General features: G+C 43.8%; 21 protein-coding genes. 11 read left to right on the top strand and 10 right to left on the bottom strand.

The window, feature by feature from the left end:
• Positions 1 to 31: 31 nt before the first annotated feature.
• Together G517_RS0105055 and nfuA are read right to left on the bottom strand one after the other, a co-directional pair.
• Positions 32 to 997, bottom strand: coding sequence for a porin (locus tag G517_RS0105055; protein WP_028303513.1), 966 nt, complete (start codon positions 995 to 997; stop codon positions 32 to 34).
• Positions 998 to 1622: 625 nt separating this feature from the next.
• Positions 1623 to 2213, bottom strand: coding sequence for a Fe-S biogenesis protein NfuA (gene nfuA / locus G517_RS0105050; protein WP_028303512.1), 591 nt, complete (start codon positions 2211 to 2213; stop codon positions 1623 to 1625).
• Between the two features lie 402 nt (positions 2214 to 2615).
• On the opposite strand from nfuA, the gene metH reads away from it, so the two are divergent.
• The 4 genes from metH to G517_RS0105030 all read left to right on the top strand — a co-directional run bounded on the left by metH (position 2616) and on the right by G517_RS0105030 (position 10027).
• Positions 2616 to 6314 carry a methionine synthase gene (gene metH, locus G517_RS0105045; protein ID WP_028303511.1) on the top strand — a complete coding sequence of 1233 codons (3699 nt, stop codon included), beginning with the start codon at positions 2616 to 2618 and terminating at the stop codon, positions 6312 to 6314.
• A gap of 16 nt (positions 6315 to 6330) precedes the next feature.
• Complete coding sequence (locus G517_RS0105040) at positions 6331 to 7689, top strand: MATE family efflux transporter (RefSeq protein ID WP_281167500.1); 1359 nt, start codon at positions 6331 to 6333, stop codon at positions 7687 to 7689.
• A 210-nt stretch (positions 7690 to 7899) separates the two neighbouring features.
• Positions 7900 to 9546, top strand: a complete 1647-nt coding sequence (locus G517_RS0105035; protein ID WP_028303509.1) for a nitrite/sulfite reductase — start codon at positions 7900 to 7902, stop codon at positions 9544 to 9546.
• Complete coding sequence (locus G517_RS0105030) at positions 9539 to 10027, top strand: DUF934 domain-containing protein (RefSeq protein WP_028303508.1); 489 nt, start codon at positions 9539 to 9541, stop codon at positions 10025 to 10027. Before G517_RS0105035 ends, G517_RS0105030 begins: the two co-directional genes overlap by 8 nt.
• Before the next feature lie 88 nt (positions 10028 to 10115).
• Here G517_RS0105030 and G517_RS0105025 read toward each other — a convergent pair whose 3' ends face one another.
• Both G517_RS0105025 and G517_RS0105020 read right to left on the bottom strand, forming a co-directional pair.
• Positions 10116 to 10919, bottom strand: a complete 804-nt coding sequence (locus G517_RS0105025) for a flagellar motor protein MotB (RefSeq protein ID WP_028303507.1) — start codon at positions 10917 to 10919, stop codon at positions 10116 to 10118.
• A 39-nt stretch (positions 10920 to 10958) separates the two neighbouring features.
• Positions 10959 to 11732 carry a motility protein A gene (locus tag G517_RS0105020; RefSeq protein ID WP_028303506.1) on the bottom strand — a complete coding sequence of 258 codons (774 nt, stop codon included), beginning with the start codon at positions 11730 to 11732 and terminating at the stop codon, positions 10959 to 10961.
• A 314-nt stretch (positions 11733 to 12046) separates the two neighbouring features.
• On the opposite strand from G517_RS0105020, the gene G517_RS0105015 reads away from it, so the two are divergent.
• Positions 12047 to 12652: a MarC family protein gene (locus tag G517_RS0105015; RefSeq protein ID WP_028303505.1), complete on the top strand. Its 606-nt coding sequence runs from the start codon at positions 12047 to 12049 to the stop codon at positions 12650 to 12652.
• A gap of 128 nt (positions 12653 to 12780) precedes the next feature.
• Positions 12781 to 13425, top strand: coding sequence for a pyridoxamine 5'-phosphate oxidase (gene pdxH, locus G517_RS0105010; protein WP_028303504.1), 645 nt, complete (start codon positions 12781 to 12783; stop codon positions 13423 to 13425).
• Between the two features lie 79 nt (positions 13426 to 13504).
• On the opposite strand, the gene G517_RS0105005 is transcribed toward pdxH, so the two are convergent.
• Positions 13505 to 16264, bottom strand: coding sequence for a bifunctional acetate--CoA ligase family protein/GNAT family N-acetyltransferase (locus G517_RS0105005; protein WP_028303503.1), 2760 nt, complete (start codon positions 16262 to 16264; stop codon positions 13505 to 13507).
• 109 nt (positions 16265 to 16373) lie between these two features.
• Between G517_RS0105005 and G517_RS0105000 the strand changes: the two genes are divergently transcribed.
• Positions 16374 to 17303, top strand: a complete 930-nt coding sequence (locus G517_RS0105000) for a histone deacetylase family protein (RefSeq protein ID WP_028303502.1) — start codon at positions 16374 to 16376, stop codon at positions 17301 to 17303.
• 76 nt (positions 17304 to 17379) lie between these two features.
• On the opposite strand, the gene G517_RS21190 is transcribed toward G517_RS0105000, so the two are convergent.
• From G517_RS21190 to G517_RS17820, 3 genes are all read right to left on the bottom strand, one after another.
• A complete protein-coding gene (locus G517_RS21190; RefSeq protein WP_051206081.1) occupies positions 17380 to 18690 on the bottom strand; it encodes a methyl-accepting chemotaxis protein in 1311 nt (436 codons plus the stop codon).
• A gap of 29 nt (positions 18691 to 18719) precedes the next feature.
• On the bottom strand, positions 18720 to 19247 hold the full coding sequence (locus G517_RS0104990; protein WP_028303501.1) for a PAS domain-containing protein: 528 nt from the start codon (positions 19245 to 19247) through the stop codon (positions 18720 to 18722).
• 332 nt (positions 19248 to 19579) lie between these two features.
• Entirely contained in the window at positions 19580 to 20323 is a 744-nt protein-coding gene (locus tag G517_RS17820; RefSeq protein WP_245543196.1) for a DUF599 domain-containing protein, read from the bottom strand.
• 149 nt (positions 20324 to 20472) lie between these two features.
• Between G517_RS17820 and rarD the strand changes: the two genes are divergently transcribed.
• Together rarD and G517_RS20710 are read left to right on the top strand one after the other, a co-directional pair.
• Complete coding sequence (rarD, locus tag G517_RS0104980) at positions 20473 to 21390, top strand: EamA family transporter RarD (protein WP_028303500.1); 918 nt, start codon at positions 20473 to 20475, stop codon at positions 21388 to 21390.
• Positions 21391 to 21525: 135 nt separating this feature from the next.
• Positions 21526 to 21699 carry a hypothetical protein gene (locus tag G517_RS20710; RefSeq protein WP_157833151.1) on the top strand — a complete coding sequence of 58 codons (174 nt, stop codon included), beginning with the start codon at positions 21526 to 21528 and terminating at the stop codon, positions 21697 to 21699.
• A gap of 109 nt (positions 21700 to 21808) precedes the next feature.
• Here G517_RS20710 and rimO read toward each other — a convergent pair whose 3' ends face one another.
• Positions 21809 to 23131, bottom strand: a complete 1323-nt coding sequence (gene rimO, locus G517_RS0104970) for a 30S ribosomal protein S12 methylthiotransferase RimO (protein WP_028303499.1) — start codon at positions 23129 to 23131, stop codon at positions 21809 to 21811.
• A gap of 189 nt (positions 23132 to 23320) precedes the next feature.
• Here rimO and G517_RS0104965 point away from each other — a divergent pair, with 189 nt between their 5' ends.
• On the top strand, positions 23321 to 23701 hold the full coding sequence (locus G517_RS0104965) for a rhodanese-like domain-containing protein (RefSeq protein WP_028303498.1): 381 nt from the start codon (positions 23321 to 23323) through the stop codon (positions 23699 to 23701).
• 140 nt (positions 23702 to 23841) lie between these two features.
• Here G517_RS0104965 and sohB read toward each other — a convergent pair whose 3' ends face one another.
• On the bottom strand, positions 23842 to 24906 hold the full coding sequence (gene sohB, locus G517_RS0104960; protein WP_028303497.1) for a protease SohB: 1065 nt from the start codon (positions 24904 to 24906) through the stop codon (positions 23842 to 23844).
• Between the two features lie 183 nt (positions 24907 to 25089).
• On the opposite strand from sohB, the gene G517_RS0104955 reads away from it, so the two are divergent.
• Complete coding sequence (locus G517_RS0104955; protein ID WP_028303496.1) at positions 25090 to 25404, top strand: SCP2 sterol-binding domain-containing protein; 315 nt, start codon at positions 25090 to 25092, stop codon at positions 25402 to 25404.
• The last annotated feature ends 46 nt before the right edge of the window (positions 25405 to 25450 follow it).

Genomic DNA, 25450 nt, shown 5'->3' with positions numbered 1-25450 from the left:
CTGTGCTTTTATAACTTAGAAGAAGGCTTGCTTAGAAAGCAAATTTACCTTGTACGTTGAAATTGGTCTGATCTGTACCTTTACCTGCACCCACATCTGTTACATTTTGAACTTCAGCACCAAACTCTAAACCACTTGGCATTTTGTAAAAGGCATTAACAAATACCATAGTCTGATCTTCTGAACCAGATGCACCAAAAGACTTAACCTCAGCCATGGCATTGGCACTTAGACCACCGCCTAAACCAGCGCCAACACCCGCAGATACAGCAGTCCATTCAGCCGTAGCAGTATCATCATCGCCTGTATGCGTCACAGAACCAACTAACTTCATGCTATCAGTCAAAGCAACCTTGGCAGAAGCGGTTACGTGAGCATAAGTCGTGTTTTCACCTTTTGAGTCATTAGTATTAACTAAAGCTGCACCAGCAAAAAGGCTTGTGCCACCCATATTAGCGCTTAAACCTGCTGCTAAGTCAGGAATGTTAGGGCCGTCAGTGCCAGCAGAGCCTTTACCCCAATCTTCAACACCAACGCGTAGTTTAGCACCGCCTAGATTAAAACTCTTCGCAATCATAGGGTGACGATTAGCATAGACAGATGTGCCTGTTAGGCCTACAAAATCAACGGTAGGAAGGATACCGTTTAAGTTAGCTGTTGATGACCATGTTTGACCTACGGTCCAGCCGTCAACCATCACAACGGCATGACGTAGACGGAAGTCATTCGTTGAGCCGGTAGCATTGCCACCATAAAAATCACCTTCAAATAAAACGGTCGCATTTGAAGAGCCAATATTCGTATGTTTTAAGTTGAAACGACTTTTAACCGCTGAGCCCGTTGTGTCATTGGTATCAGCGGCAGCTGATGTGGTGTCCATAGAAAATTCTGCTGCAACATAACCACCAACAGAAAGTTCTGCGTGGGCTGTTGTTGCCATAGTAGCCGCAGCTAGTGGAAGTAGGATAGTTCCGGCAATTTTATGCTGAAGTTTCATGTTATTCCTTACCTTTTAGATTGTTGTTATTAGTGAGGCAAATAGACGGAAATTGTCTTTACGTTTGCCTCACTCAATATAAATTTATTTTTGTTATCGAGAGTGGGGCTTGGCTTCTCGTCGAGACTGAGATTCAGAGAATTAGTGCTCTATGTCAATACGCTTTTTTTTAGTGCAACCCTCTGTGGCTTTGCACTTTTATAGCGCTGATAGGGTAATAGTTAACATGTTATTCAAATTTATCCTTTTAAAACAAAGACTCCCTAGCTACCTTACAGACGTTTTAAATAGACGACTGATAAGTCACAAATAATTAATTTTTAACGCTTATTCAACTAATAAAAATGAACTTTATTCGAAATGGGGTTTTAGGTATTTCTAACAACCAAGGGCAGACCTAGACCTTAGTCGATTTTTTAAAGCGGTCATTTAACGAAGATATTGGTCGTTAGAGCCGAGGTATTGGCCGCTTATGCAGAAATATCAGCTAAAAAGAGCTGGTAAAAAACAGCGTTATAATAGAAGAGTGGTTAAGGTGCTGGACAGTAACATTCAATAGTAAAGTTCAATCGAAAAAAAACCAGCCTATGCTGGTTTTCTACGATCATTTTGAGTCTTGAGAAACCTACTTGAAATAAGCATTCTCAGTAACGGTATGGTCGGTTACATCACGAATCGCTTTTAATTGAGGAACTTTTTCAAGCAGCGTTTTCTCAACACCATCTTTAAGCGTCAAATCAACCGCTGAACAACCTTGGCAGCCGCCACCAAATTGTAAAACAGCAACGTTATCATCCGTCAGCTCAATTAACTTGATCTCGCCACCGTGGGCTGAAAGCCCAGGGTTAATATCCGAATAGAGCACGTAATTGATCTGTTCTGCCAGGGGGCTATCCGCATTAACCTTTGGCATTTTAGCATTGGGCGCTTTAATCGTTAGCTGCCCTCCCATCCGATCAGGGTTGTAATCAACAACTGCTTCTTCTAAATAAGCCGAACTGGTCTTGTCCAGATAGATAGGAAAGATAGCGCCTTCTTGTACAATATCTTCAGCTTCTTCTTCCCCTGGGCGGCAATATGCAAGACAGGTTTCTGCATACGGAGTGCCCGGCTGAGTAACAAAAACCCGAACACCAATGCCATCAGCATCTTGTTTGCTTAATAGTTCGCCAAGGTATGTTTGAGCGCTTTCAGTAATATCAATAATGGCAGACATAGATTGTCACCTGAATCCTAATATGAATGATTGCCGCTATTTTAGGGCAAAATAGATCAGTTTAAAATACCCTACTGTTTTAATAGGTCTTTTGCGGACGGTAAAATGGATTAGTTTACGAGTACTATTAATATTTTGCACGTTGGTGCAAAAAAATTCAGGGTCAGTCGTAGTAAGCTTTGGTATGGTCTGCCTTCTAAAGTCAATAGAAAGCATTCTGTTGAATGTGTATATAAGTAACTGATCTAGCAGGGATCTCTTAAAAACACATTTTATTTGTTAGAATGCAATAATCTTACGCGATTGATCTCATTTCAGCGACAGATAACAGAATTTTCAGCCAAAGTCGTTCAACTAGCCATCGCACGATCCTACTTAAGACCGTTCGGAGTATATTTAAAGATGAGCCTTGAAACACGTATTCAAACCCTAAAATCGGCCTTAGCACAACGCATCTTGATTTTGGATGGTGGTATGGGAACCATGATTCAGGGTGAGAAGCTCTCCGAGGCTGATTTCCGTGGCGATCGTTTTAATGACTGGCCTTCTGATATTCAAGGTAATAATGATCTTCTGGTATTAACCCAGAAAGATTTAATTAAGCGGCTTCATCTGGAATATTTATCCGCCGGTGCTGATATTCTAGAAACTAACACCTTTAACTCCACTCGTCTTTCCCAGTCTGATTATGGCATGGAATCATTAGTCTATGAGTTAAACGTTGAAGCTGCTCGTATCGCACGGGCTGCCGCTGATGAAAAAACAGCGGAAGAGCCGGAAAAACCTCGTTTTGTTGCGGGAGTATTAGGCCCAACAAGCCGCACTGCATCCCTCTCTCCTGATGTGAATGATCCTGGCTATCGCAATGTTGACTTCGACACTCTTGTTGAGAATTATCAAGAGGCAACAAAGGCTCTGATCGAAGGGGGTGTCGATCTTATTCTTATCGAGACTATTTTTGACACCCTGAATGCAAAAGCAGCTATTTTTGCAGTACAAGATGTCTTCGAAAAACTTGGTACCGAGTTGCCTATTATGATCTCGGGTACCATTACCGATGCCTCAGGTCGCACTTTGTCAGGCCAAACCACAGAGGCATTCTGGAACTCAATTCGCCACGCTAAGCCTATATCCGTTGGCCTAAACTGTGCATTAGGTGCAACGGAACTACGGCCTTACTTAGAAGAACTTTCTAATAAAGCTGAAACCCATGTTTCTGCCCACCCTAATGCAGGTCTACCCAATGAGTTTGGTGAGTATGACCAATCTGGCAAAGAGATGGCTGTTATTATTGAAGAGTTTGCAGCCAGCGGTTTTCTGAATATTATTGGTGGCTGCTGCGGTACAACGCCGGAGCATATCTCTGCCATAGCCAATGCTGTCGCCCAATATCCGCCACGCCCTATCCCAGAGCTGCCTAAAGCCTGTCGTCTCAGCGGCCTTGAGCCTTTTAATATCAATGCTGATAGTCTATTTGTTAACGTTGGTGAGCGTACAAACGTTACTGGATCGGCACGTTTTAAGCGCCTAATCGTTGAAGAAGATTACGACACAGCATTAGAAGTAGCCCAAGAGCAAGTTGAAAGTGGTGCCCAGGTCATCGATATCAATATGGATGAAGGCATGCTGGATTCACAGGGAGCTATGGTAACTTTTCTCAATCTAGTTGCCTCTGAACCTGAGATATCGAAAGTTCCTATCATGATCGATTCATCTAAGTGGGAAATTATCGAAGCTGGGTTAAAATGTGTTCAGGGCAAACCCATTGTAAACTCTATCTCACTAAAAGAGGGCGAGGAGGCGTTCCGCCATCACGCTAAACTCTGTATGCGTTACGGTGCTGCAGTTATTGTGATGGCCTTTGATGAAGACGGTCAGGCGGATACTTATGAGCGCAAAACGGAAATTTGTAAACGCTCCTACGATGTCTTGGTTAATGATATAGGTTTTCCAGCTGAAGATATTATCTTCGATCCAAATATCTTTGCCGTCGCCACCGGTATCGAAGAGCATAATAATTACGCCGTGGACTTTATTGAAGCCACTCGCTGGATTAAGGATAACCTACCTCACGCCATGATCTCCGGTGGTGTCTCTAACGTATCGTTTTCTTTCCGAGGCAATAATCCGGTACGTGAAGCGATTCACTCCGCCTTTCTTTATTATGCGATTAAAGAGGGCATGACGATGGGCATCGTGAATGCCGGACAGCTTGCGGTTTATGATGACCTGCCGGCAGAGCTGCGGGATCTCGTTGAAGATGTCGTACTTAATCGTCGGGATGACAGCACTGACCGTCTATTGGATGTGGCTGAGAAGTACCGTGGCGATGGTGTTGAAGCGAAAAAAGAAGATCTTGAATGGCGTTCATGGCCAGTTATTAAAAGAATCGAACATGCGCTCGTGAAAGGTATTACCAACTTTATTATTGAAGATACCGAATCCGCTCGACTTGAAGCTGATCGCCCTATCCAGGTTATTGAAGGTCCTTTAATGGACGGTATGAATGTTGTTGGGGATCTCTTTAGTGCGGGCAAAATGTTTCTACCGCAAGTTGTGAAATCAGCCCGGGTAATGAAGCAAGCCGTTGCGCACTTGATTCCCTTCATTGAAGCAGAGAAATCTGGTGCGGTAGAAGCCAAAGGTAAAATTGTGATGGCTACCGTTAAAGGTGACGTTCACGATATCGGAAAAAATATTGTCGGTGTTGTTCTGCAGTGTAATAACTACGAGGTCGTTGACCTAGGCGTTATGGTACCGGCAGAGAAAATCCTGAGAACGGCAAAAGAAGTTAATGCAGATATTATCGGTTTATCAGGCCTAATTACACCATCCCTTGATGAGATGGTGCATATTGCTAAAGAGATGGAGCGACAAGGCTTTGATCTGCCTCTGATGATTGGTGGCGCAACAACATCTAAAGCACATACGGCGGTTAAAATTGAGCCGCAATATAAACGTGGCCCTGTTATTTATGTGACCGATGCTTCGCGAGCGGTTGGCGTTGCCAGTAATCTGCTTAGCGATGAGCTACGGGATGATTTTGTTGCGGGTCGCCGTAAAGAGTATGAAGAAACCCGTATTCGTAATGCTAATCGTCGAGCTAAGGCTGATCGCATTAGCTATGCAAAAGCCTGCGACAACCGTTTAGCCTTAGATTGGGATAATTTCACCCCAACGCAGCCTACGTTTACTGGGGTGAAGGCTTTTGATGATTATGATTTGGCGACTATTGCCACATTCATTGATTGGACTCCGTTCTTTATGTCGTGGGATTTGGCAGGTAAATATCCTCAAATTCTGACGGATGAAGTCGTTGGTGAAGCGGCCACAAACCTATTTGCTGACGCCCAAGAGATGCTGAAGAAAATTATAGATGAGAAACTCATCCAAGCCCGTGGTGTGATTGGCTTTTGGCCAGCCAATACCACTCAAGCGGATCAAATTGAAGTCTATGCTGATGAGTCTCGTGCAGACGTTAAAGCTCTGTTGCAACACATCCGCCAACAGACACCAAAACCAGAAGGTAAGCCAAACCTGAGTCTTGCGGATTATATCGCACCAAAAGAGACTGGCTTAAGTGACTATATTGGTGGTTTTGCGGTTAATGCGGGTATTGGTGCCGATGAGCTTGCGAAAGAGTATGAAGCCAATGGTGATGACTACAATTCCATTATGGTGAAGGCGTTAGCGGATCGTTTAGCAGAAGCTTTTGCCGAGCATCTACATGAGCGCGTTCGTAAAGAGTTTTGGGGTTACGCGGCTGATGAAAACTTGGATAATGCAGCCTTGATCAAAGAGCAATATCAAGGCATTCGCCCAGCACCGGGTTATCCAGCGTGCCCTGACCATACGGAAAAGGAAACATTGTTTCGTTTACTAGAGGCAACGGAGCATAGTGGTCTGGAACTAACTGAAAGCTTTGCGATGACACCTGCTGCGGCGGTCAGCGGTTGGTATTTTGGGCATCCAGAAGCCAAATATTTTGGTACGGGCAAGATCGATGTCGATCAGGTCGAGCAATTGGCTGAACGTAAAGGTGTCACGACAGCAGAGATGGAGCGTTGGTTAATGCCTGTTCTTTCTTATGACCCATCTTAATTTTTAAGTCAGTCGTTTGCGTCTTCCGATACATTTTCCTTCCTTTCAGCGGCAGCGAGAAATATTACAGCTCGCTTTACCACTGATTGGCGGGATGCTCTCCCAAAGTTTAATCAACCTTGTCGACTCCGCCATGGTTGGTGCTTTGGGTAGCACGGCTCTAGCGGCTATTGGCATCGCTGGCTATACGGCTTTTGTCATTACAGCGCTTATTCTTGGCCTGTCTTCTGCCGTCCAATCAACCACTGCTTTTTACTATGGCGCACAATGTAACAGCTCCCAACGTAACACCCTAAATGCAGGGCTTATTCTAGCAATGGTGCTTTGTACGCCATTAATATTACTTATCTATCCTTTTTCTCATGACCTTCTGGGCTGCATTAATCAAAACGGTGCCGTCATTGAACTGGCCGAACCTTATCTTGATTGGCGTATCATCGGTCTGTTGGCTGTAGGTTTTAATCTTGTTTTTCGTGGCTATTGGAATGGGGTGCATCATTCTAAAATCTATCTCAAAATTATCGTACTGATTCACCTTAGCAATATTGGTATTAGCTATATTTTGATTTACGGTTTACTGGGGCTACCGGCCCTTGGTGTTGAAGGTGCTGGGCTTGGCACTTTTTTATCCCTGTGTTTGGGGACTTTAGTCTGGCTTATTTATAGCTTAAAGCAGCTAGGAGCCGAGGCGTTTATCTGGCTGAGACCCCGTAGCGATATATTGAAAATACTGATTAGTCGAACACTACCTCATTCACTCCAGCAAACCTTGTTCGCTTCTGGCTATTTGGTTCTTTTTTGGATGATAGGCCAAATTGATGCGCTTTCTGTTGCTGTTGGCCATATTTTGGTTAATTTATCTCTTTTGATGATTCTCCCAGCCGTCGGGCTTGGTATGGCCGCCACCAGTTTAGTGGGTCGCTCTTTGGGTGAAAAAGACAATCAAGCCGCTCAAGATTGGGGACGGGATGTCGCTAAAGTTGCCGTCATTTTATTATTGCTTATCGCACTGCCTTTAGCTTTTTTGGCTGAACCTGTGCTAGGGCTATTCATTATTGAGCCCAAAGGGATTGAACTTGGCATTGTTCCTTTGCAACTCACTGCGTTTATGATGGTTATCGACGCCTCTGCTATAGTTCTAACGCAGGCTCTACTCGGTGCAGGTGCGAGTAAAATGGTCATGCAGGTTTCAGTCACGCTTCAATGGGGACTCTTTCTTCCCCTCGCTTTTGTCTTTGGTGTCTACTTAGGCTTTGGTCTTATCGCTATCTGGAGTGTGCAGCTTATCTATAGATGCTTAAATGCTAGCGTCTTTATCTGGCTGTGGCATGTAAAAGCGTGGCTTGTACACGCTGACAATAGCCCAAAAACCTAAAAGTTGGCCAATAAAGAGCCGACAAATTCAGATTCTCTTTATTCTATTATGAAATAAATATATAGATATAAATTCATTTTAAGAATAAGAGAACACTGCTATTGTTCAGCAAATGATATAATCAAAAACCGGCTACTCTATAATTTAAGCCCGTTTTACCGTGATGTTTCACCACAACTACAAAAACGCTAACCAGTCGTAGGAAATGAAATGTATAAGTACGACGATTACGATCAGAAATTAGTTGATGAGCGTGTAATCCAGTTCAGGGATCAAACCCAGCGCTATCTTGATGGCAAACTTGAAGAAGCAGAATATCTGCCTTTGCGTTTGCAAAATGGCATCTATATCCAACGCCTTGCTCCCATGTTACGGGTTGCCATTCCTTACGGTATGCTCAATGCAGAGCAACTACGTAAGCTGGCCCATGTCGCTCGTACCTATGATAAAGGTTATGCACATTTTACAACGCGACAAAATGTTCAGTTTAATTGGCCGACACTTGAAAGCTGCCCAGATATTTTAGAAGAACTGGCGAAAGTTGAGATGCACGCCATTCAAACCAGTGGTAACTGCATCCGTAATACAACGACGGATCAATTTGCGGGTATTGCCTTGGATGAAATCTCAGACCCTCGTCCGTGGTGTGAAATTGTGCGCCAGTGGTCAACATTTCACCCTGAATTTGCCTTCTTACCTCGTAAATTCAAGATTGCTATTAGTGGCTCAGAAGAAGATCGTGCGGCGATTAAGGTGCACGATGTTGGCTTGCAACTGGTAAAAACCGATGATGGCTCTATCGCATTCAATGTCTTTGTGGGTGGCGGCTTAGGTCGTACGCCAATGATTGGTGACTTGGTTCGTGAAAACCTACCCGCTAAGCACTTATTGACTTACTTAGAAGCGATTTTGCGTGTTTATAATCAGTTTGGCCGTCGTGACAATAAATATAAAGCGCGTATTAAAATCTTAGTGAAAGCGTTAGGTGTAGAAGAATTCGCGCGACGGGTTGAATCCGAATGGAATCACGTTGCTGATGGCCCTTCGACCATTAACGACAATGTTATTGCCAAGGCAGCCAGTTTCTTTATTGATCCCGACTATGAGAGTGCGCCATCTGAAGGTGAATTCGAACGACAACGTGAGCAAAATAAAGCATTTTCACGCTTTGTGACCAATAACACTCAAGCACACCAAAAAGAAGGCTATATTGCGGTCACGCTTTCTTTGAAGAAAACCGGTGTCGCTCCTGGAGATGTTTCCGATAGCCAAATGGATTTGATCGCTGATCTGGCGGACAAATACAGCTTTGGTGAACTTCGCGTGAGTCATCACCAAAATTTGATTCTGTCCGATGTTAAAAAATCAGCGCTATTTGAGCTATGGCAGATTTTAGAAGACAACAGCTTAGCGACACCTAATGTCGGTAAACTGACGGATATGATCTGCTGCCCCGGTGGCGACTTCTGCGCCCTAGCTAACGCAAAATCGATCCCTGTTGCTGAAGCGATCCAACGCCGTTTCGACGATTTAGATCACCTCTATGACCTTGGCGATATCGACTTTAACTTCTCTGGCTGCATGAATGCCTGCGGACATCACCATATTGGCAATATTGGCCTTTTGGGTGTTGATCGTAAGGGCGAAGAGTTCTATCAGATATCCCTTGGTGGCCGCTCCGGTAGCACCGCAGGTATCGGGAAAATATTAGGCCCCGCCGTTAAGCAAGACCGGGTACCAGATGTTATCGAAAGCATTATGTCTGTTTATGTTGAAAACCGGATAGAAGGTGAGTCGTTTGTTGAGGCTTACCATCGTCTTGGTCAAGCTACATTTAAGGAACGCGTCTATGCCTAAGATTATTCTTAACCAAGATATTGTCGAGGATACTTGGCTAAAGGTTGAGCTTGAAGCAGAGCTGCCAACATCAGGTAAAGTACTTCTGCCTTATACTACATGGTTAGCCGGTGAGTTTGATTCTTCTAGCTATGAGGCCGTTGGTGTATGGATTCCGAATGACACTGTGTTTGATTCATCCGCGGATAAATTAAATCAGGTTAGCGTTGTTGCCATTGACTTTCCTGTATTTAGTGACGGTCGCGCCTACACCCTAGCTCGCCAATTGCGTGAACGCTTCGATTATCAAGGTGAACTACGGGCTATCGGCGATGTACTTCAAGATCAATTATTCTTTATGACGCGCTGTGGATTTAACAGCTTTGCAGTTCGTGAAGACAAGTCGATTGAAGAAGCGCTAACGGCACTTAAACCTTTTTCAAATGCCTATCAAGCCGCCCTCGATAAACCACAACCGTTGTTTGCTGAGCGTTGGAGCTAAGGCGCTTCTCTCCCAATCTTCACCCATAAAAAAAGAGATGCCGTGGCATCTCTTTTTTTATTTGCTTCTTTTATCGTTAGCTATCTTACTACCGAAGCAGTGGACTTTGTTGAATACCCTGATAAACATCGCGCTCACTATTCTCTTCTCGTTCAATTAAAAGAATTTCAACACGACGGTTTTTTATACGATTCGCTTGGTTAGTGTTTGGCACCAGAGGGCGGGCATCAGCATTGCCAACCACATAGAGAAACTTCTCTTCTAGATCTGTTAGCCAAGTTAGCTCATGGGCAACAGACACTGCACGGGCAGCTGATAAATCCCAGTTCGAGCGGAAACGATCGGTATTGATCGGTTGATCATCCGTGTGGCCCTCGACAATGGTATACATATCATATTCAGAGATTAGCTTACCTACTTTCTGCAAAACAGGTACAACGGCTGGTTCTAAATAGTCACTACCTGAGGTGAAAGCAGACTCATCTGGAAAGCGGATGATAATATGATCTTCATCTCGCTCAACAATAATGACACCTTTTTCAATCTCATCAGTAAAGTTAGTTTCAAGTCGGTTACCGATACTTTCCAGTTGATTTTCAACATCAGCGTCTTCAGCCTCGGTAGAAGGCTGAGGTTTAATCGGCTCAATGATATTCTCGTTCTTTGGCGGATTATCCGCTGGGATAATACTCAAAGGATTAAGGTCTTGCACACCAAATGAGCTTTGCATGGCCTGGGCGATGCTCTTATAACGCTCAACATCCGTTGTAGAAAAAGATAAAATCAAAACGAAGAAAGTTAACAGAAGCGTCATCATGTCCGCAAAGGTTACCATCCATTCGGGAACCACTTCGTTCTTCGCCTTTTTACGTTTCTTAGTATTAATATTCATCACCCTACTATCCTTCGCTTGCTGCTTGGATATCCTACGCTATATTTCTTCAGTCATAGACATACCTGAACGAAGATACTCAGGCAGATAAGTCTCTAACAATTCATCCATAACCGTAGGGTTAAGGCCTTCCTGAATACCCAATACTGACTCGGTGATCAGCGCCATATTAGATTCAAGCTCGCTACTTTTTAAAGCTAACTTGTCCGCTAAAGGCATCATTGCAAGCTGGGCGATTAAAGAACCGTATAGCGTCGTTAACAGCGCGACAGCCATACCAGGCCCAAGCGATGCAGGGTCATCAAGGTTGTTCAACATTTGAACCAGACCAACCAAGGTACCGATCATACCGAAGGCAGGTGCGGACCCTGCCATATTACGGAAAACCTTCTCACCCAGTTCTTTGCGATCTAAGGACATGCTCATTTCGTTCATCAAAACTTTCTGAATGAACTCAGGGGGATGACCGTCAACACAAAGCTGAATACCTTTGGCAAAAAAGGGATTCTCAATGGGCTCATCTTCTAGCCCTAAAAGACCGTTCCGACGCGCAATTTTTGCAAGATGATTGGCAAGCTGAATTATTTCCCGAGGATTGTCATTACTTTCAAAGAAAGCAACGGCAAAACCTTCTTTAATACCGAGGAAGAAGCTTGCAATGCGATATTTCACCAAGGTAACCGAAATTGTGCCACCGACAACAATTAAGACCCCTGGAATATTAATAAAAATGCTGGGGTCATCGCCTTGTGCAATACCCAAACCAACAAATGCAATACCTGTAATAAGCCCTAAAAGAGTGGCGAAATCCATTGACCCAACCTTATGATATCTACTTTCAACCAAGTTAAACGGAAGCATAACCCAGTGAATGTTTGATTAGTAGCCCTTATAACTGACTTTTGAGTAACACTGACTTTTCAGTAGCTTAGGGGTTATCGGCAGCTAGCGCGGATACTTTATCCAACGACACACATTCTTAAAGCCCCTGACCTTATTGACTAGTGTATCAGTATTTTTTACAGTTTTTTTAGTCATAAATAAAATGCATTTACTATATATAGATAAAAATAGCCTTAACGCCTTTATAATACCGTCACATTCAACTTCTGAGGCGACAAAGTAAGATGGCTCTATTTATATCCACGTTTATTCAATTTTTCTTTCTTTTTGCTCCCTTTTTTGTCGTTTCGATGTTTCTTGCTCTAACCCGAGGAGAAACCAAGCAACAAAAACGCTCAACCATTAACCGCGCCGTTCTATCCGCTGCTTTAATCTGTCTTGTGCTCTTTTTCTTTGGAACCACCTTGTTTGAGGTTCTAGGGATTACCCTCGACTCCTTTAGGATCGGCGCCGGCTGTTTACTGTTTCTATCAGCCGTTAGCTTGGTTAAAGATGGTGTTCGTAACCATGCAACAGGCGTACCAGAACAAAGTGGTGACGATATATCCGTTGTGCCACTCGCCATTCCCACGATCGTCGGCCCTGCAACCATCGGTGCGACACTGGTTTACGGTGCGGAGTTAAAAACAACGACGGAGACTTTAATTGGTGTTAGCGCTTTGATGGTGGCTCTATTTTCTCTCGGTGGATTGCTTTATATTTCCAGCGAAATAGAGCGCCTTTTAGGGAAAACAGGCTTAAATATTTTAAGTAAAATGACAGGACTTATTCTTAGTGCCATGGCCGCGCAGATTGTTTTTTCTGGCATAAAAAACTTTTTACAGCTTTAAGTCATGAAATCAAACGTTTCTCGACAGCCACAGCCTTTTCTCGTTGGCCCTGCTTTGTCGTAAGGTTTATGATACCTATCAAAATCAAGCTACCAAACTTTAGAAATGAGTAATGAGGCGTTAATACTATGAACCAGGATATTTCCTCGCTACGCCGTGTATTTGACCAAGAGGCCGTTACAGAGCAGGATCTAGCGAGTGACCCGTTTGATCAATTTCGACAATGGTTTGACGATGCCGTTAAGAATGAGCCTTTTGATCCTAATGCGATGACGTTATCAACTGTTTCTCCTGAGAACCGTCCAGCATCACGAATTGTTTTATTGAAAGGTATTGATCCCCAAGGTTTTGTTTTTTATACCAATTACCAAAGTGAAAAAGGAATGCACCTTGCGGGAAATCCTCATGCATCCGTTGTATTCTGGTGGGGTGAAAAACAACGTCAGGTAAGAATTGACGGTGTTGTTGAACGCATATCGCCATTACAGTCTGAAGAGTATTTTCATAGTCGTCCTAAAGACAGCCAAATTGGCGCATGGGTATCAAAGCAAAGTGCCGTTATCCCAAATCGTGAATGGCTCTCTCAGCGATGTGACCAGTTTAGTGAACAGTTCTCTGGGGATGCTTCTATTCCTAAACCACCTCATTGGGGCGGCTACCGTATTGTGCCTGACCTATTTGAATTCTGGCAAGGACAGCCAAGCCGCCTACACGACCGTTTTCGCTATACCATTGGGGGTGGTAAATGGAATATAGAGCGTTTGTCTCCTTAAGCGTTTGCTAAGGTTCTCTATAAAGCCGACGCATTGTCGGCTTTCTTATTCTTAGACCAAATCTCAGCGTCAGGTTCCGTTACAGTCCGCTGTTGCCTAAGCGGTGCTTCTGCCATTCGCTCTGAGGCTCGTTGAGTGACATTACAGCATCAATGACTTGTTCCTCTGCATTGTAGTGGCACTCAAAGCCTAAATACTTCATCAAACCTCGCATAGGATGATTTTCTATCAAAATCTTTCCTATCATTTCAAGGGTACCAACACTACGGGAATATTTGATCATTTTGCGCATCAATAGCGCCCCTAAACCCTCACCTTGCAAATCATCTCGAATAAGCACAGAGAACTCAGTGCGGATATTATCAGGATCGGTCCAGACACGAACCACACCTAATATCTCCCGCTCATTATTCTCTTTAATTTCTTCAGCAATAAAGGCCATCTGACGGTCGTAGTTGATAATCGTTAGATTAGCTAAGTCACGCTTACTAAGCTCAGCTTTGTTGTGAAAATAACGGAAACGAATGCTCTGTTCACTTAGCCGATTATGGAACTGTGATAGAGCCGCCGCATCTTCACCTCTTATCGGTCTAACCTCTACCAGCCGACCTTTTTTAAGCGTCACTGTTTCTCGTAACTCTTCGGGGTAAGGCATAATGGCGTGATAGCTTGGCTCGCCTAAATCAATCTTCACATCAATGACAAGCATCTCTTCACGGTTGATAATCAACGGATTGATTTCAAGGCCGTTCAGCTCTGGAATATCTGCAGCCAATTGACTTAATTTTACAAGAACCCCTGAGATCGCTTCAATATCATGCACAGGGTTATCACTGTGCTCTTTAATCAGCCGATAGGCATGGGAGCGTCGAATAAGTTCATCCGCAAGTGTCATATTCAAAGGCGGTAATGCAACATGTCTATCCGCAAGTACATTTTCTTTATAGCCCCCGACACCAAAAAGAATGATCGGGCCAAAAACAGGATCTCGTGTAATCCCCATATTCAGCAGCATAGAATGTTTGCCACGATGCATCGGCTGAATGCAATATTCATAAATAGTGCTTTCTGGGAATTTCTCGCATACCTTATCCCTAAGGCGAATGACCGCGCTCCGCATCGCTTCAGGTGTCATAATATCCTGAATCAAGCCTGCAGATACTTTATGGGGATGTTTACGATAAACGAAAGGTACGCAGTTCGTTTCATGGATGATTTTAACTGCGAGGGGTTGATCATGTTGGCTGGCAATAATCGCAGCTGAATTTTCATCTTTTGCATACCAGCTTGGCGCTACTTGTATGTTATAAGCTGCTAGAACCTGCGTGCTTTCCTGGTGAGTTAGGGCTACTCGGCCTTCTTTTTTAGCCCGCGCAACCAGTTTGCGAGCACTACGGCGAACTTCATAGGGTGTTTCATGGGGAATACTAGGCGGAGCTTCTTGCAGGAGTGCTTGGCTGCGGCGGTAATTCACCATATGCATAAAAGCCTGAACAGCATGTTCTGGCGATGTATAAGTGGGCATCCCCGCGAGGTTAAACTCTTTGCGAGCAGGTCGCGCCTCTTCCATTCCCATCCAGCAGGTTAGTACGCTTCTTCGGAACTTGCCTCGCTGATTGATAACCGCATTGGCAGCCTCTAAGCTTGGTGCTAATCGAGTAGGGGCGTGCAAGGCGAGCACCGCATCAATTTCAGGTGCGTTAGATAGTACTTCTATAGCCTGAACAAAACGCTCAGGCATGGCATCACCACCAATATCAATAGGGTTTGCATCCGACCAACCTGCGGGTAAGCATTCATCCAACTTATGGCGGGTTTCCTCAGAAAGTTTCGCAAGCTTCCCGCCAGACATCAGCAATTTATCCGCAGCAAGAATACTGGGGCCGATACCATTACTGACAATGGCTAGCCGATCACCTAATATCGGCTTAATGCGTGATAATGATTCAAGTGCATCAAATAGCTCTTCGACATTGTTAACGCGAACCACACCCGCTCGGTTTAAGGCGGCGGTGTATACTTGGTCACGATTGTTTAACCCAGGGGTTTTTACTGTTGGCCCTTCTAATGAGGAGATCACTCGCCCACTTTTAATCGCAAGTACTAACTTATTCCGCGACGCCTCTCGAATCGCCGTCATTAAGTGTCGAGCATCACTAATGTATTCAAGGTGAAGTAGAATCGCTTGGGCATGGCTGTGACGATTAATATAGTCAATAACGTCCGCCAACATAACGTCAGCACTATCCCCTAAAGTAACAACATGGGAAAAGCCAATGCCACGGCCATTTGCCCAATCCATCATCGCATTACCCAGCATGCCAGACTGACCAATATAAGCGACTTTACCGGGTTTAATGTTACGGGAGGAATAGCTCGCATTAAGTTTACGACCGGGCACCAAAACGCCAAGACACTCAGGCCCCATCACACGAATACCCGACTCCCGAGCAGCGGTCAGCATGTCATCTTTAAGTGATTTGTGACGTGGGTCTACTTTGGCTTTGGCACTGTCTGTACGAGATAAACCTCCTGTCAGTATCATCGCGGCCTTAACGCCTAAGTGACCAAGTCGGCCAACTAGGCTAGGCACAACCTCTGGCGGCGAGCAGACGATCGCAAGATCAGGAATTTCTTCCAGCGCTTCAGCGCTTGAGTAGCATTTCTCACCGAAAACTTCATCGTAACCTTTTGTGTTTACGGCAAATATTTTTCCGGGGAACTGCCCATCTTGCAGATTACGGATAACCTGACCACCCATGCTGAATTCTTTTTCTGAAGCACCAAAAACTGCAATAGACTTAGGTTCAAAAAAGTATTTTAAAAAACGAGTACCCACAAATAATTACTCCGAAGTCTTAACGAATATTGCACTGCATATATCGACTATATGCCAGTATCCCTCATTAGCCCACTTCATTAAACTAGTATCAAGAGGGAGAGTTTTAATGATTACATCTTATATCAGTCATTCAGAGTGTATGCTGCACGACATGGGGCCTTGGCACCCAGAGAGTCCGCATAGAATCTCTTCAATAAATCAACAACTTGAACGTAGTGCACTTGCGCAAGAATTGCAGCATTATAATGCGCGACCAGCGACTGAAGAACAAATAATTCGCGTACATCCCAAGGCCCATGTTCTTTCCCTTGAGCTGAGTCAACCGGCAGAAGGTGCGCCTCTTGTTCAGATTGATGATGACACGCTAATGTGCTCACAAACAATGCATGCTGCTGTTATGGCGGCCGGTGCTGTAGTTCGGGGCACAGAGCAAGTTTTAAAAAACCAAGCTGATAATGTCTTTTGTGCCGTTAGGCCTCCGGGTCATCATGCGGAGCGCGTTGAGAGCTTAGGCTTCTGCTTTCTTAATAACGTCGCGATTGGCGTTGAACATGCTCGACAAAACTTTGGCCTGAAGCGCATTGCCATTATTGACTTTGACGTCCACCACGGCAACGGTACTGTTGATATATACAAAAATGATCCTGATGTACTGGTATGTTCCAGTTTTCAGCACCCTTATTTTCCATGGCGCTTTGCGGAATCAGAATGGGATAATATCGTAAACACTCCGCTTAACGCTGGCTGTAACGGCCCTGAATTTCGGAAATTAGTCGAAGATAGCTGGTTGCCTGCGCTACAGATGCACCGCCCCGAAATGATTTTTATCTCTGCGGGCTTTGATGCCCACAAAGATGATCCTATGGGCGAAGTTAATCTTGTAGATGATGATTTTTTTTGGGTTACCAAAATGATTATGGATGTCGCTAAAACATACTCCGATGGCCGTATCGTTTCAGTTCTTGAAGGTGGGTATAACCTTAGTGCTTTAGGCAGTGCTGCCCATAAGCATATAGAGGCGTTGAAAGGCTTATAACATAAAATAGCTTAAAGCAAGCAGGAGGGGGCGGCACTGCTCTCTTGCTTCTTTATATCTTTTCAATTCGGTAGTTTTAATCGGCTTCGATCTGTTTTAGCTGCTTGATCAGAGAGTCGGCATCTTCTTCCCTGTTACAGTATCTTTCTACAAGATCGAACATCTTCTGACAGCTTGGTGCAGTATGTCGCGTCTTTTCTCGCAAATGCTCTAATGGTGTACACTCTTGATCAAAGTAATCGTCGGAACGATGAGTGATTTCTTCTTCAAGCAATGCGTATAAATTTTGTTTATAGATAACCTGAGCGATACGACTTACCGCGGAACTGGCATGTTCTGCAACAGTCGCCACTTTGGTTGAAGTTGCTAGAGCGCTATTCTCAAGGGAAGAGAATAGCTGGAGAAAGCTATCAAGCTGTTGAGTCACTTGAAGGCTTAGGGTATTGCTTGTTTGGGTTGCCGTTTTAATGATTTCAACCTGGGCATTCAAAGAATTTAGAACATCGTGCACTTCTGTAGCCGTATTCTTCGTGCGGTTAGAAAGATTTTTTACCTCATCGGCCACCACGGCAAACCCTCTCCCTGTTTCTCCTGCTCGTGCGGCCTCCACCGAGGCATTTAACGCTAATAAGTTTGTTTGATCTGCAATATCAGTGATTAACTTTAATGCTTTTGAAACGGCACCACTGGCCTTACTTAAAGCTTCTGCTTGTTGCTGAAGCTGGGCGATATTTTCTGTTGATTGGTGCAAATTATCGCTCATCTTATTAATCGACTGACTACTTTCTTGAGCGATGATATTATTTTCTTTCGCAATTAAATCAACATCTGCGATATCGAGCTGTATCGACTGAACATCCGACTCACTCTGCTGTAGATCTCTGCGTAAATACTGTAGGTTTAACTCATGAATCTGGCTTGTAAGGTCATTTCTTTCGGTAAAGACGGCATTTTCCTTAATCGCTTGAATCGCAATATTAATTGATTTTAATGACTCAGAAAAATCCCCAGGCAGCCCTGTTGTCTTAGCCTCTCGGCTAAAATCCTGCTTATTAACCCGTTGGAAACACAGCTTTACCTCTTTGAAATAGGTTTCAACAAAGTCCAATAGCTCGTTAATCGCCCACGCAACGTTTGATGTAGCACCATAGCCCTTTATATGGGTCACACGATGATGTAGCTCACCTTGGGCCGCTTGGTTCAAGACCTTACTAAGCTCTTGATATCGCTGTTTAGACCGAGAGTTAAGGTAGAGGTAAAATCCTAACCCTGCATAAACTTGCGATGATAATATAGCTAGCTCTAAAGATAGTGTTGAGCGATACCACGACAGGAGAAGTAGTGCTGCGGGCACAACCACAAAAGAGAAAACAATCAGTCGTTTCATATCAACGCCTTAACCACAGTTAATAAAGCTTACAAAGCTTGCAGCTGCATAACAAAACGCTCATAAGACACGCGTTTACTGTCCAATACTTGATTCAAATAGGAAAAAGAATGATGTGGAGCATCGGGCTTTGAGTGCCTACGCTCAATCTCAATCATATTTTTATAGATAGGCTCAATCACTTTGATAGCCTCCGCACTAGGGCTTCTTCGTACAGAGAAATACCCTTGCACCCGGCCCTTACTGTCAAAGTCTGGAGTGATGTTAGCAAAAACCCAATAAAACCCCTGGCCAATCGTCGCATTTTTAATAAAGCCAAAAAACTCATGCCCTTGTTGTAATTCTTGCCATAGGAATTTGAAAACCCCCTTAGGCATATCTGGGTGTCTAATCATATTATGAGGTTTATCTAACAAGGCTTCTTCGTCATACCCTGCAAGCCGAATAAAAGTCCGGTTAGCATAAGTGATACGCCCTTGTAGATCGGTCTTTGAAATAATCAACTCATCCGAGCCTAAAAAAACTTCATCGTCATGTAAAATTTTAGATGCGAGCATACCCTTGCCTCTTAATCTCAGCTTATTATTCGAACCTTTAATACGAAAAGGTTCGAACATAATGCGCTTAAAAAGGATTTTTTGAATGATCTAAGTCAACTACCAAGATAGACCGTAACTTAGCGCTCAAGGGTAAACAGCTATTAAGACAGAATGATTAACTATAAAACTAAAATATATCAGCTAATATCATTAGTTATTAATAAGCATGTTGTTTTAAAAGCCTGCCGGATCAAAATAAAATAAAAGAACCTATTATTGAAGCAAATCAAAGATTCGTGAACTGCATCAAATAAATAGAAGCTAATATAAGCAGGCAATAGAAGGAATGATTAACGGATAATTCCTGTAAATTGAATATTAGAATCACCTGCAGCAATTAAGGCCTGTAGGGATTTAGAATAAAACTCACGTCGATAAAGCACCAAAACCACCAGAACTGTTGCAAACATAAAAACGTAAGGATGCCAAAACCAGCACAATACAGATAACGCAAAATAGTAAGACCGTAACCCGTAATTGAATTGGTTCGCCGCGAGATCAATCAAATTTGCGGCATGTCTTGCATAGGCTTTTCGTCCTTGAGGACTAACGCTACTGTCGTTTGGATGAGGGGCAGAACCGATGAGAATGGCGCAGAAATTATATTGACGCATAGACCATGTAAAAGTAAAAAACGCATAAACAAAAATACCAATCAGCAGTAGAACCTTTAATTCCCATTCAAAACGAGTATTCGATGATGAAAACGGCAATTCAGACAAGATACCAAGTGCCTTTTCCGTAGCACCTAACATAGTGAAGAGTGCTGCAATAATTAACAAACTGCTAGAGGCGAAGAAAGAGCCATTGCGCTCCAAGTGGGTCATGATAGTGGTATCGGCAATACGGACTTCCCGTTCAAGTAATTTCGTCATCCAGTCTACGCGATAGCCGTGCATAACCTTGGCCAAGCATGGCTTCTTGTTCATTGCACTTTTAGAGAAAAAATAATAGAGCGTCCACAAAAGAATAAACCATATCAAAGCCATAACATCAGGGAGTGTTAGGTTAATAGGTGTTTGAAATGCTTGCACAAGAACCTCATTACGTCAAAATGGCAAACGGCCTTTTTCGCAACCTTATTTAGGCATACGTCCAAAGTCGTATGATACACATTTTAAGGGGGAATCTCCTTGCCAAAAACTAGACCGATGAACGGTTTGACCATCAACAGGATGACGTTATGAATATGCAAAAATTTGGCATAGGCTTGCTGGCCTATTTTCTTTGGGGCTGCTTTCCTCTATTTTTCTCTCTGCTGGCGCATATTGAACCATTAGATGTCATTTCTGCGCGCATTTTTTGGTCATTTGCCTTCTGCCTTATTCTCATTACGTTATTAGGTAAGTGGCAATTATTAAAACAAGCTGTGACTAAAAAAGCGCTACTTTGGTCAGCTATTGCCGCAGTATTGATATCGATTAACTGGCTGGTATTTATCTACGCAGTGAGCATCGGCCAAGTCATACAGTCGAGTTTAGGTTACTTTTTAACACCTTTAGTCAGCGTATTTTTGGCTCGATTTATTCTTAAAGAACAGATTCGCCCGATTCAAGTGGTATCCATTGTCCTCGCCTCTATTGCCGTACTTGGTGAAATCTATCGCGTTGGAAGTTTGCCGTGGATCTCGCTGGTACTGGCCATGAGCTTTGGTCTCTATGGACTCGTTCGCAAACAAGCTCCTTTCGAAGCTCTAAACGGTTTATTTCTAGAAACAGGCTGGCTGGTAATACCTGCGGTTGGCTTTATTTTAGTCTTAAGTGGTGTCGGCCTAAACCCAATGCCCGTTACGAGTACCGTAACAGCAGGCACAGCAGAGACAACAGATTTTACCGGCTTTTATCTGATGTTATCGGGAATTGTTACTGCGATACCCTTATTGCTGTTCTCCGCTGCGGCTCGGCAGCTTCCTTTAGCGGTTATTGGATTTATTATGTATATCAACCCTTTTATGCAGTTTCTGACGGCTATTTTTATCTTTGATGAGCCTTTCTCTAAGGGACAACTTGTAACTTTTTCTTTAATTTGGCTCGCCATTTTGATCTTCTGCTACGATTTGTATCAAGCCCAGCGTAAATATAATCTGACATCAAAAGCTTAGAAAGTACGGCCTATATCAACTTTTTAGCCATTTAAGATAGGTGCGCGCGCGTAACTAGTGTTACCATTGGGAAATTAGGTAACACTTTTCATTTATCTTAGATTAATAGCAAATATAGTTGCTGAGGAAGAAATCATGGGTGATTTTTCAAATCTTGGTATTAATATCGCAATGACAGTAGGCGTTGCAGCGATTGCTGGCGTTGCTTCAATCGCTTCTGAGGTTGTTCTGCCGGCGGTAGCTCTTGCTCCGGGCTTGGCGTTAGTGTTCGTTTTATGGCAAGCCGCTGTCGAGCGCCCAAGCTTGTAAGCTAGCGGGCCTAATCCGCCATTATAAAAAAAGAAGCCATTAAAAATGCCGGTTTTATACCGGCATTTTTATGGTCATTATTTAGTCTATCGCTTATTAATAATCCGCGTTAAACAAGCTCCGCCCACAAGTCATGGTCATCCGCCTCAATAATACGGCCCCGTACAATCTGCCCAGGCTCTAAGCCGGTTACATCAAGCAGGTGTACTTCACCGTCAATCTCAGGCGCATCCCCTTTTGTTCGACCGATCGCACCATCAGGGCCTGCATGGTCGATCAGAATATCCATCTCTTGGCCAACCTTATCTTGTAGTTTCTCAGCACTAATTTGTGCTTGAACATTCATAAAGCGTGCCAAACGCGCTTCTTTGACATCTTCTGGCACGGGGTTTTCAAGGGCATTCGCCGGTGCGCCATCGACCGCCGAATAAGTGAAACAACCGACACGGTCAAGACGGGCTTCTTTTAAGAAATCCAATAGGTATTGGAAATGCTCTTCCGTTTCACCAGGGAAGCCAACGATAAAGGTGCTACGAATAACAATTTCAGGACAGATTTCACGCCATTTTTTGATGCGTTCCATCGTCTTTTCAGAAGCGGCTGGGCGCTTCATCATTTTCAACACGTCTGGATGGGCGTGTTGCAGCGGAATATCCAGATAAGGTACAACGGCACCCTCGGCCATCAGTGGGATAACATCATCGACACTTGGATACGGGTAAACATAATGCAGCCGAACCCAAACCCCTAGTGAACCTAATGCTTGGCAAAGTTCTTTTAAGCGAGTTTTGGTTGGACGACCTTGCCAGAAGCCTAGCTTATATTTCTGATCAACACCGTAAGCGCTGGTATCTTGAGAAACGACAAGCAGCTCTTTCACACCGGCATCAACTAAACGTTGGGCTTCGTCTAATACGCTACCCACGGGCCGACTATCAAGATCCCCCCGCAGGGCTGGAATAATGCAGAAGGTACAACGGTGGTTACAACCTTCTGATATTTTCAGGTAAGAATAATGACGGGGTGTTAGTTTGATACCCTGGGGCGGAACAAGATCAATAAAGGGATCGTGATCTTTATTAGGGGGTAGATGTTCGTGTACCGCGCTAACCACTTGCTCGTATTGTTGCGGCCCAGAGACACTGAGCACTTGCGGATAAGCGTCTAAAATTTGATCGCCATCGGCCCCCATACATCCTGTAACGATAACTTTGCCATTTTCCTGAAGCGCTTCACCAATGGCTTGCAGTGATTCAGCTTTTGCCGCGTCAATAAAGCCACAGGTGTTCACCACCACAAGTCCAGCACCTTCATAGGATGGCGATATTTCATAACCTTCAGTGCGTAATTGTGTCAGGATACGTTCTGAGTCAACGAGCGCTTTAGGGCAACCCAGACTGACAAAGCCGACTTTAGGATTTTCTGTGGACATTCAAGACCTCGGAAGCAGATGTAAAAACTGGCGCATTCTACCTCAGCCAGCCCATTCGGTGTAGTCTTCTCTCGGCCACCTTGTTTATAGATCGTAATTTATTATTTATTAGCAACCTCTTAAGCAGTAGACTATCTGTAAACCCACTGAATCATCTAGCGATTATTCTATTTATAAACAGAGGTAATTATGGCTTTAACAACACAGGATTTTGTGACTGTAGCAAAATCACAAATCAATGAGTGTGATATTCACGTTGCTGCGGAACGATTGAAACAAGACGCTTTAGTTCTGGATGTGCGGGAACCACAGGAGTTTATGCAAGGCCACCTACCCGGTGCCGTTGAAATTCCCCGTGGTGTTATCGAGTTTCGGGTAGATGCTCATCCAAATCTGCAGGATAAAACACGGGAAATTATTGTGTACTGTCAGGCAGGGGGGCGTGGTGCTCTTGCGGCAAAAACATTGCAAGAGATGGGCTTTACCAATGTTACGAATATGCTGGGAGGCTACGCGGCATGGGCTGAAGCAGGTTTAGAACAGGAAAAAGATCCTGCGGAATGGCGCTAATCACACGTTGCTCAACATAAAAAACCGTTCAACCTCAGCGACAGAATCAAAGATAATTTCGTTGAGTTGAACGGCTTATTTTTTTATAACATTTAGAGCTTAGCTATCGGCAATTTAAGCTAGCGAAAAAAACATTCTGTTTAACGCTCAATTTCTGCCTGACGGGCACGGGTTAAAAACCGATCAGCGGTTTTACTAATACTCATGGAGACCATATCACCTAACCGGTCAACAAGGCTTGATTTAAACTCATAGCTAACCTCATACACATCTGCAGTATCACAGCTTTCTATCAGGTATTCATCACTGGTTTTAAGGCCATCAATGAGCCCTAAATCTAGGGCCTGTTTACCGTACCAAACATCACCATTGGCAACTTTGCTCAAATCCAACTCTGGGCGCTGCTCATGAATAAAGTCTTTGAACAGCACATGGGTTTCTTCCAAGTCCTGAACAAACTTTTTGCGACCTTCATCCGTATTTTCGCCAAATACGGTCATGGTGCGCTTGTATTCGCCAGCCGTTAGTACTTCATAATCAATATCATGTTTTTTAAGCAATTTATTGAAGTTCGGAATCTGGGCAACCACGCCAATTGAGCCAATAATTGAAAATGGGGCTGCAAGAATCTTATTGGCAGTACACGCCATCATATAACCGCCACTGGCGGCAACAGCATCAACGCAAACGGTCAGAGGGATCTTCTTGTTAGTGATGCGCTGTAGCTGAGATGAAGCAAAGCCATAGCTGTGAACCATGCCACCACCACTTTCTAGCTTAAGCACCACTTCATCTTTTTCAGGGCGTGCAATGGTTAAAACCGCACTGATCGTTTCCCTTAGAGACTCAACGTCAGAGGCACGAATATCACCATCAAAATCCAGCACAAAAACGCGCTTACGGGCTTCGTCATCAGATTCTTCTAGTTTGTTATTTTTAGCCGCTTTCTTTTTAGCTTTTTCTGCTTTCTTTTCTGCCTTTAATTCCTGCTCAAAGGCATCTTTATCACAAATAGCCTCTTTAACGGATTTAGTCGTTTCTGACAGCTTTTCGTTAAGATGTTCGATCTCGAACTCGCCCTCACCTGATTTGCGCTTACTTTGAGCAGCCGCAACTATCAGTAGTAAAATAGAACCCACAAAGATGATCGCCAAGGTTATTGTCTTAGCGAAGAACAGACCATATTCTGAAAAAAATTCGTACACGAATCACTCCAACTCTTCTATTTAAGCGACTGAAGCATACAGGATGCATTTCAGGCTGTGTATTCTTTCCTGACAATTAACTTGTTTTCAGGCTTGATTCAAACATCCGTTTGAAATATGCTCATTAAAACGTTAACCACAAGACCCTGCATAACTGCAAAAGATAATAAAAAGGTACTGACTATGACTGATGTTGGCAAAGCAATTGAAGAGTTACAAAAAGGCTTTAACCCTGATGCGGCTAAAGACATGAATGAAGTTTTTCAGTTTGAAGTGAAAGACGACGGTGAATATTTTATTGAAATTAAAGATGGCACCTGCACCGTAGGTACGGGTGAGCATGACGACCCTTCTGTTACCTTAATCATGAACAAAGCAACCCTGAAGGGCGTGCTAAGCGGTGAAGTAAACGGTATGACGGCGTTTATGACCGGCAAAATCAAGGCACAAGGTAATATGATGTTAGCGACGAAGTTAAACAGCCTGTTTTCTATCTAACGATAAGAAAACGTTGCGGGGTTTATGATAGAACCTCGCAACTTAT

The organism is Oceanospirillum maris DSM 6286 (genome assembly GCF_000422865.1).
GTDB lineage: Bacteria > Pseudomonadota > Gammaproteobacteria > Pseudomonadales > Halomonadaceae > Oceanospirillum > Oceanospirillum maris.
Note: the sequence above shows the minus strand (reverse complement) of the source record. Positions and strands in the feature narration are given on the sequence as shown.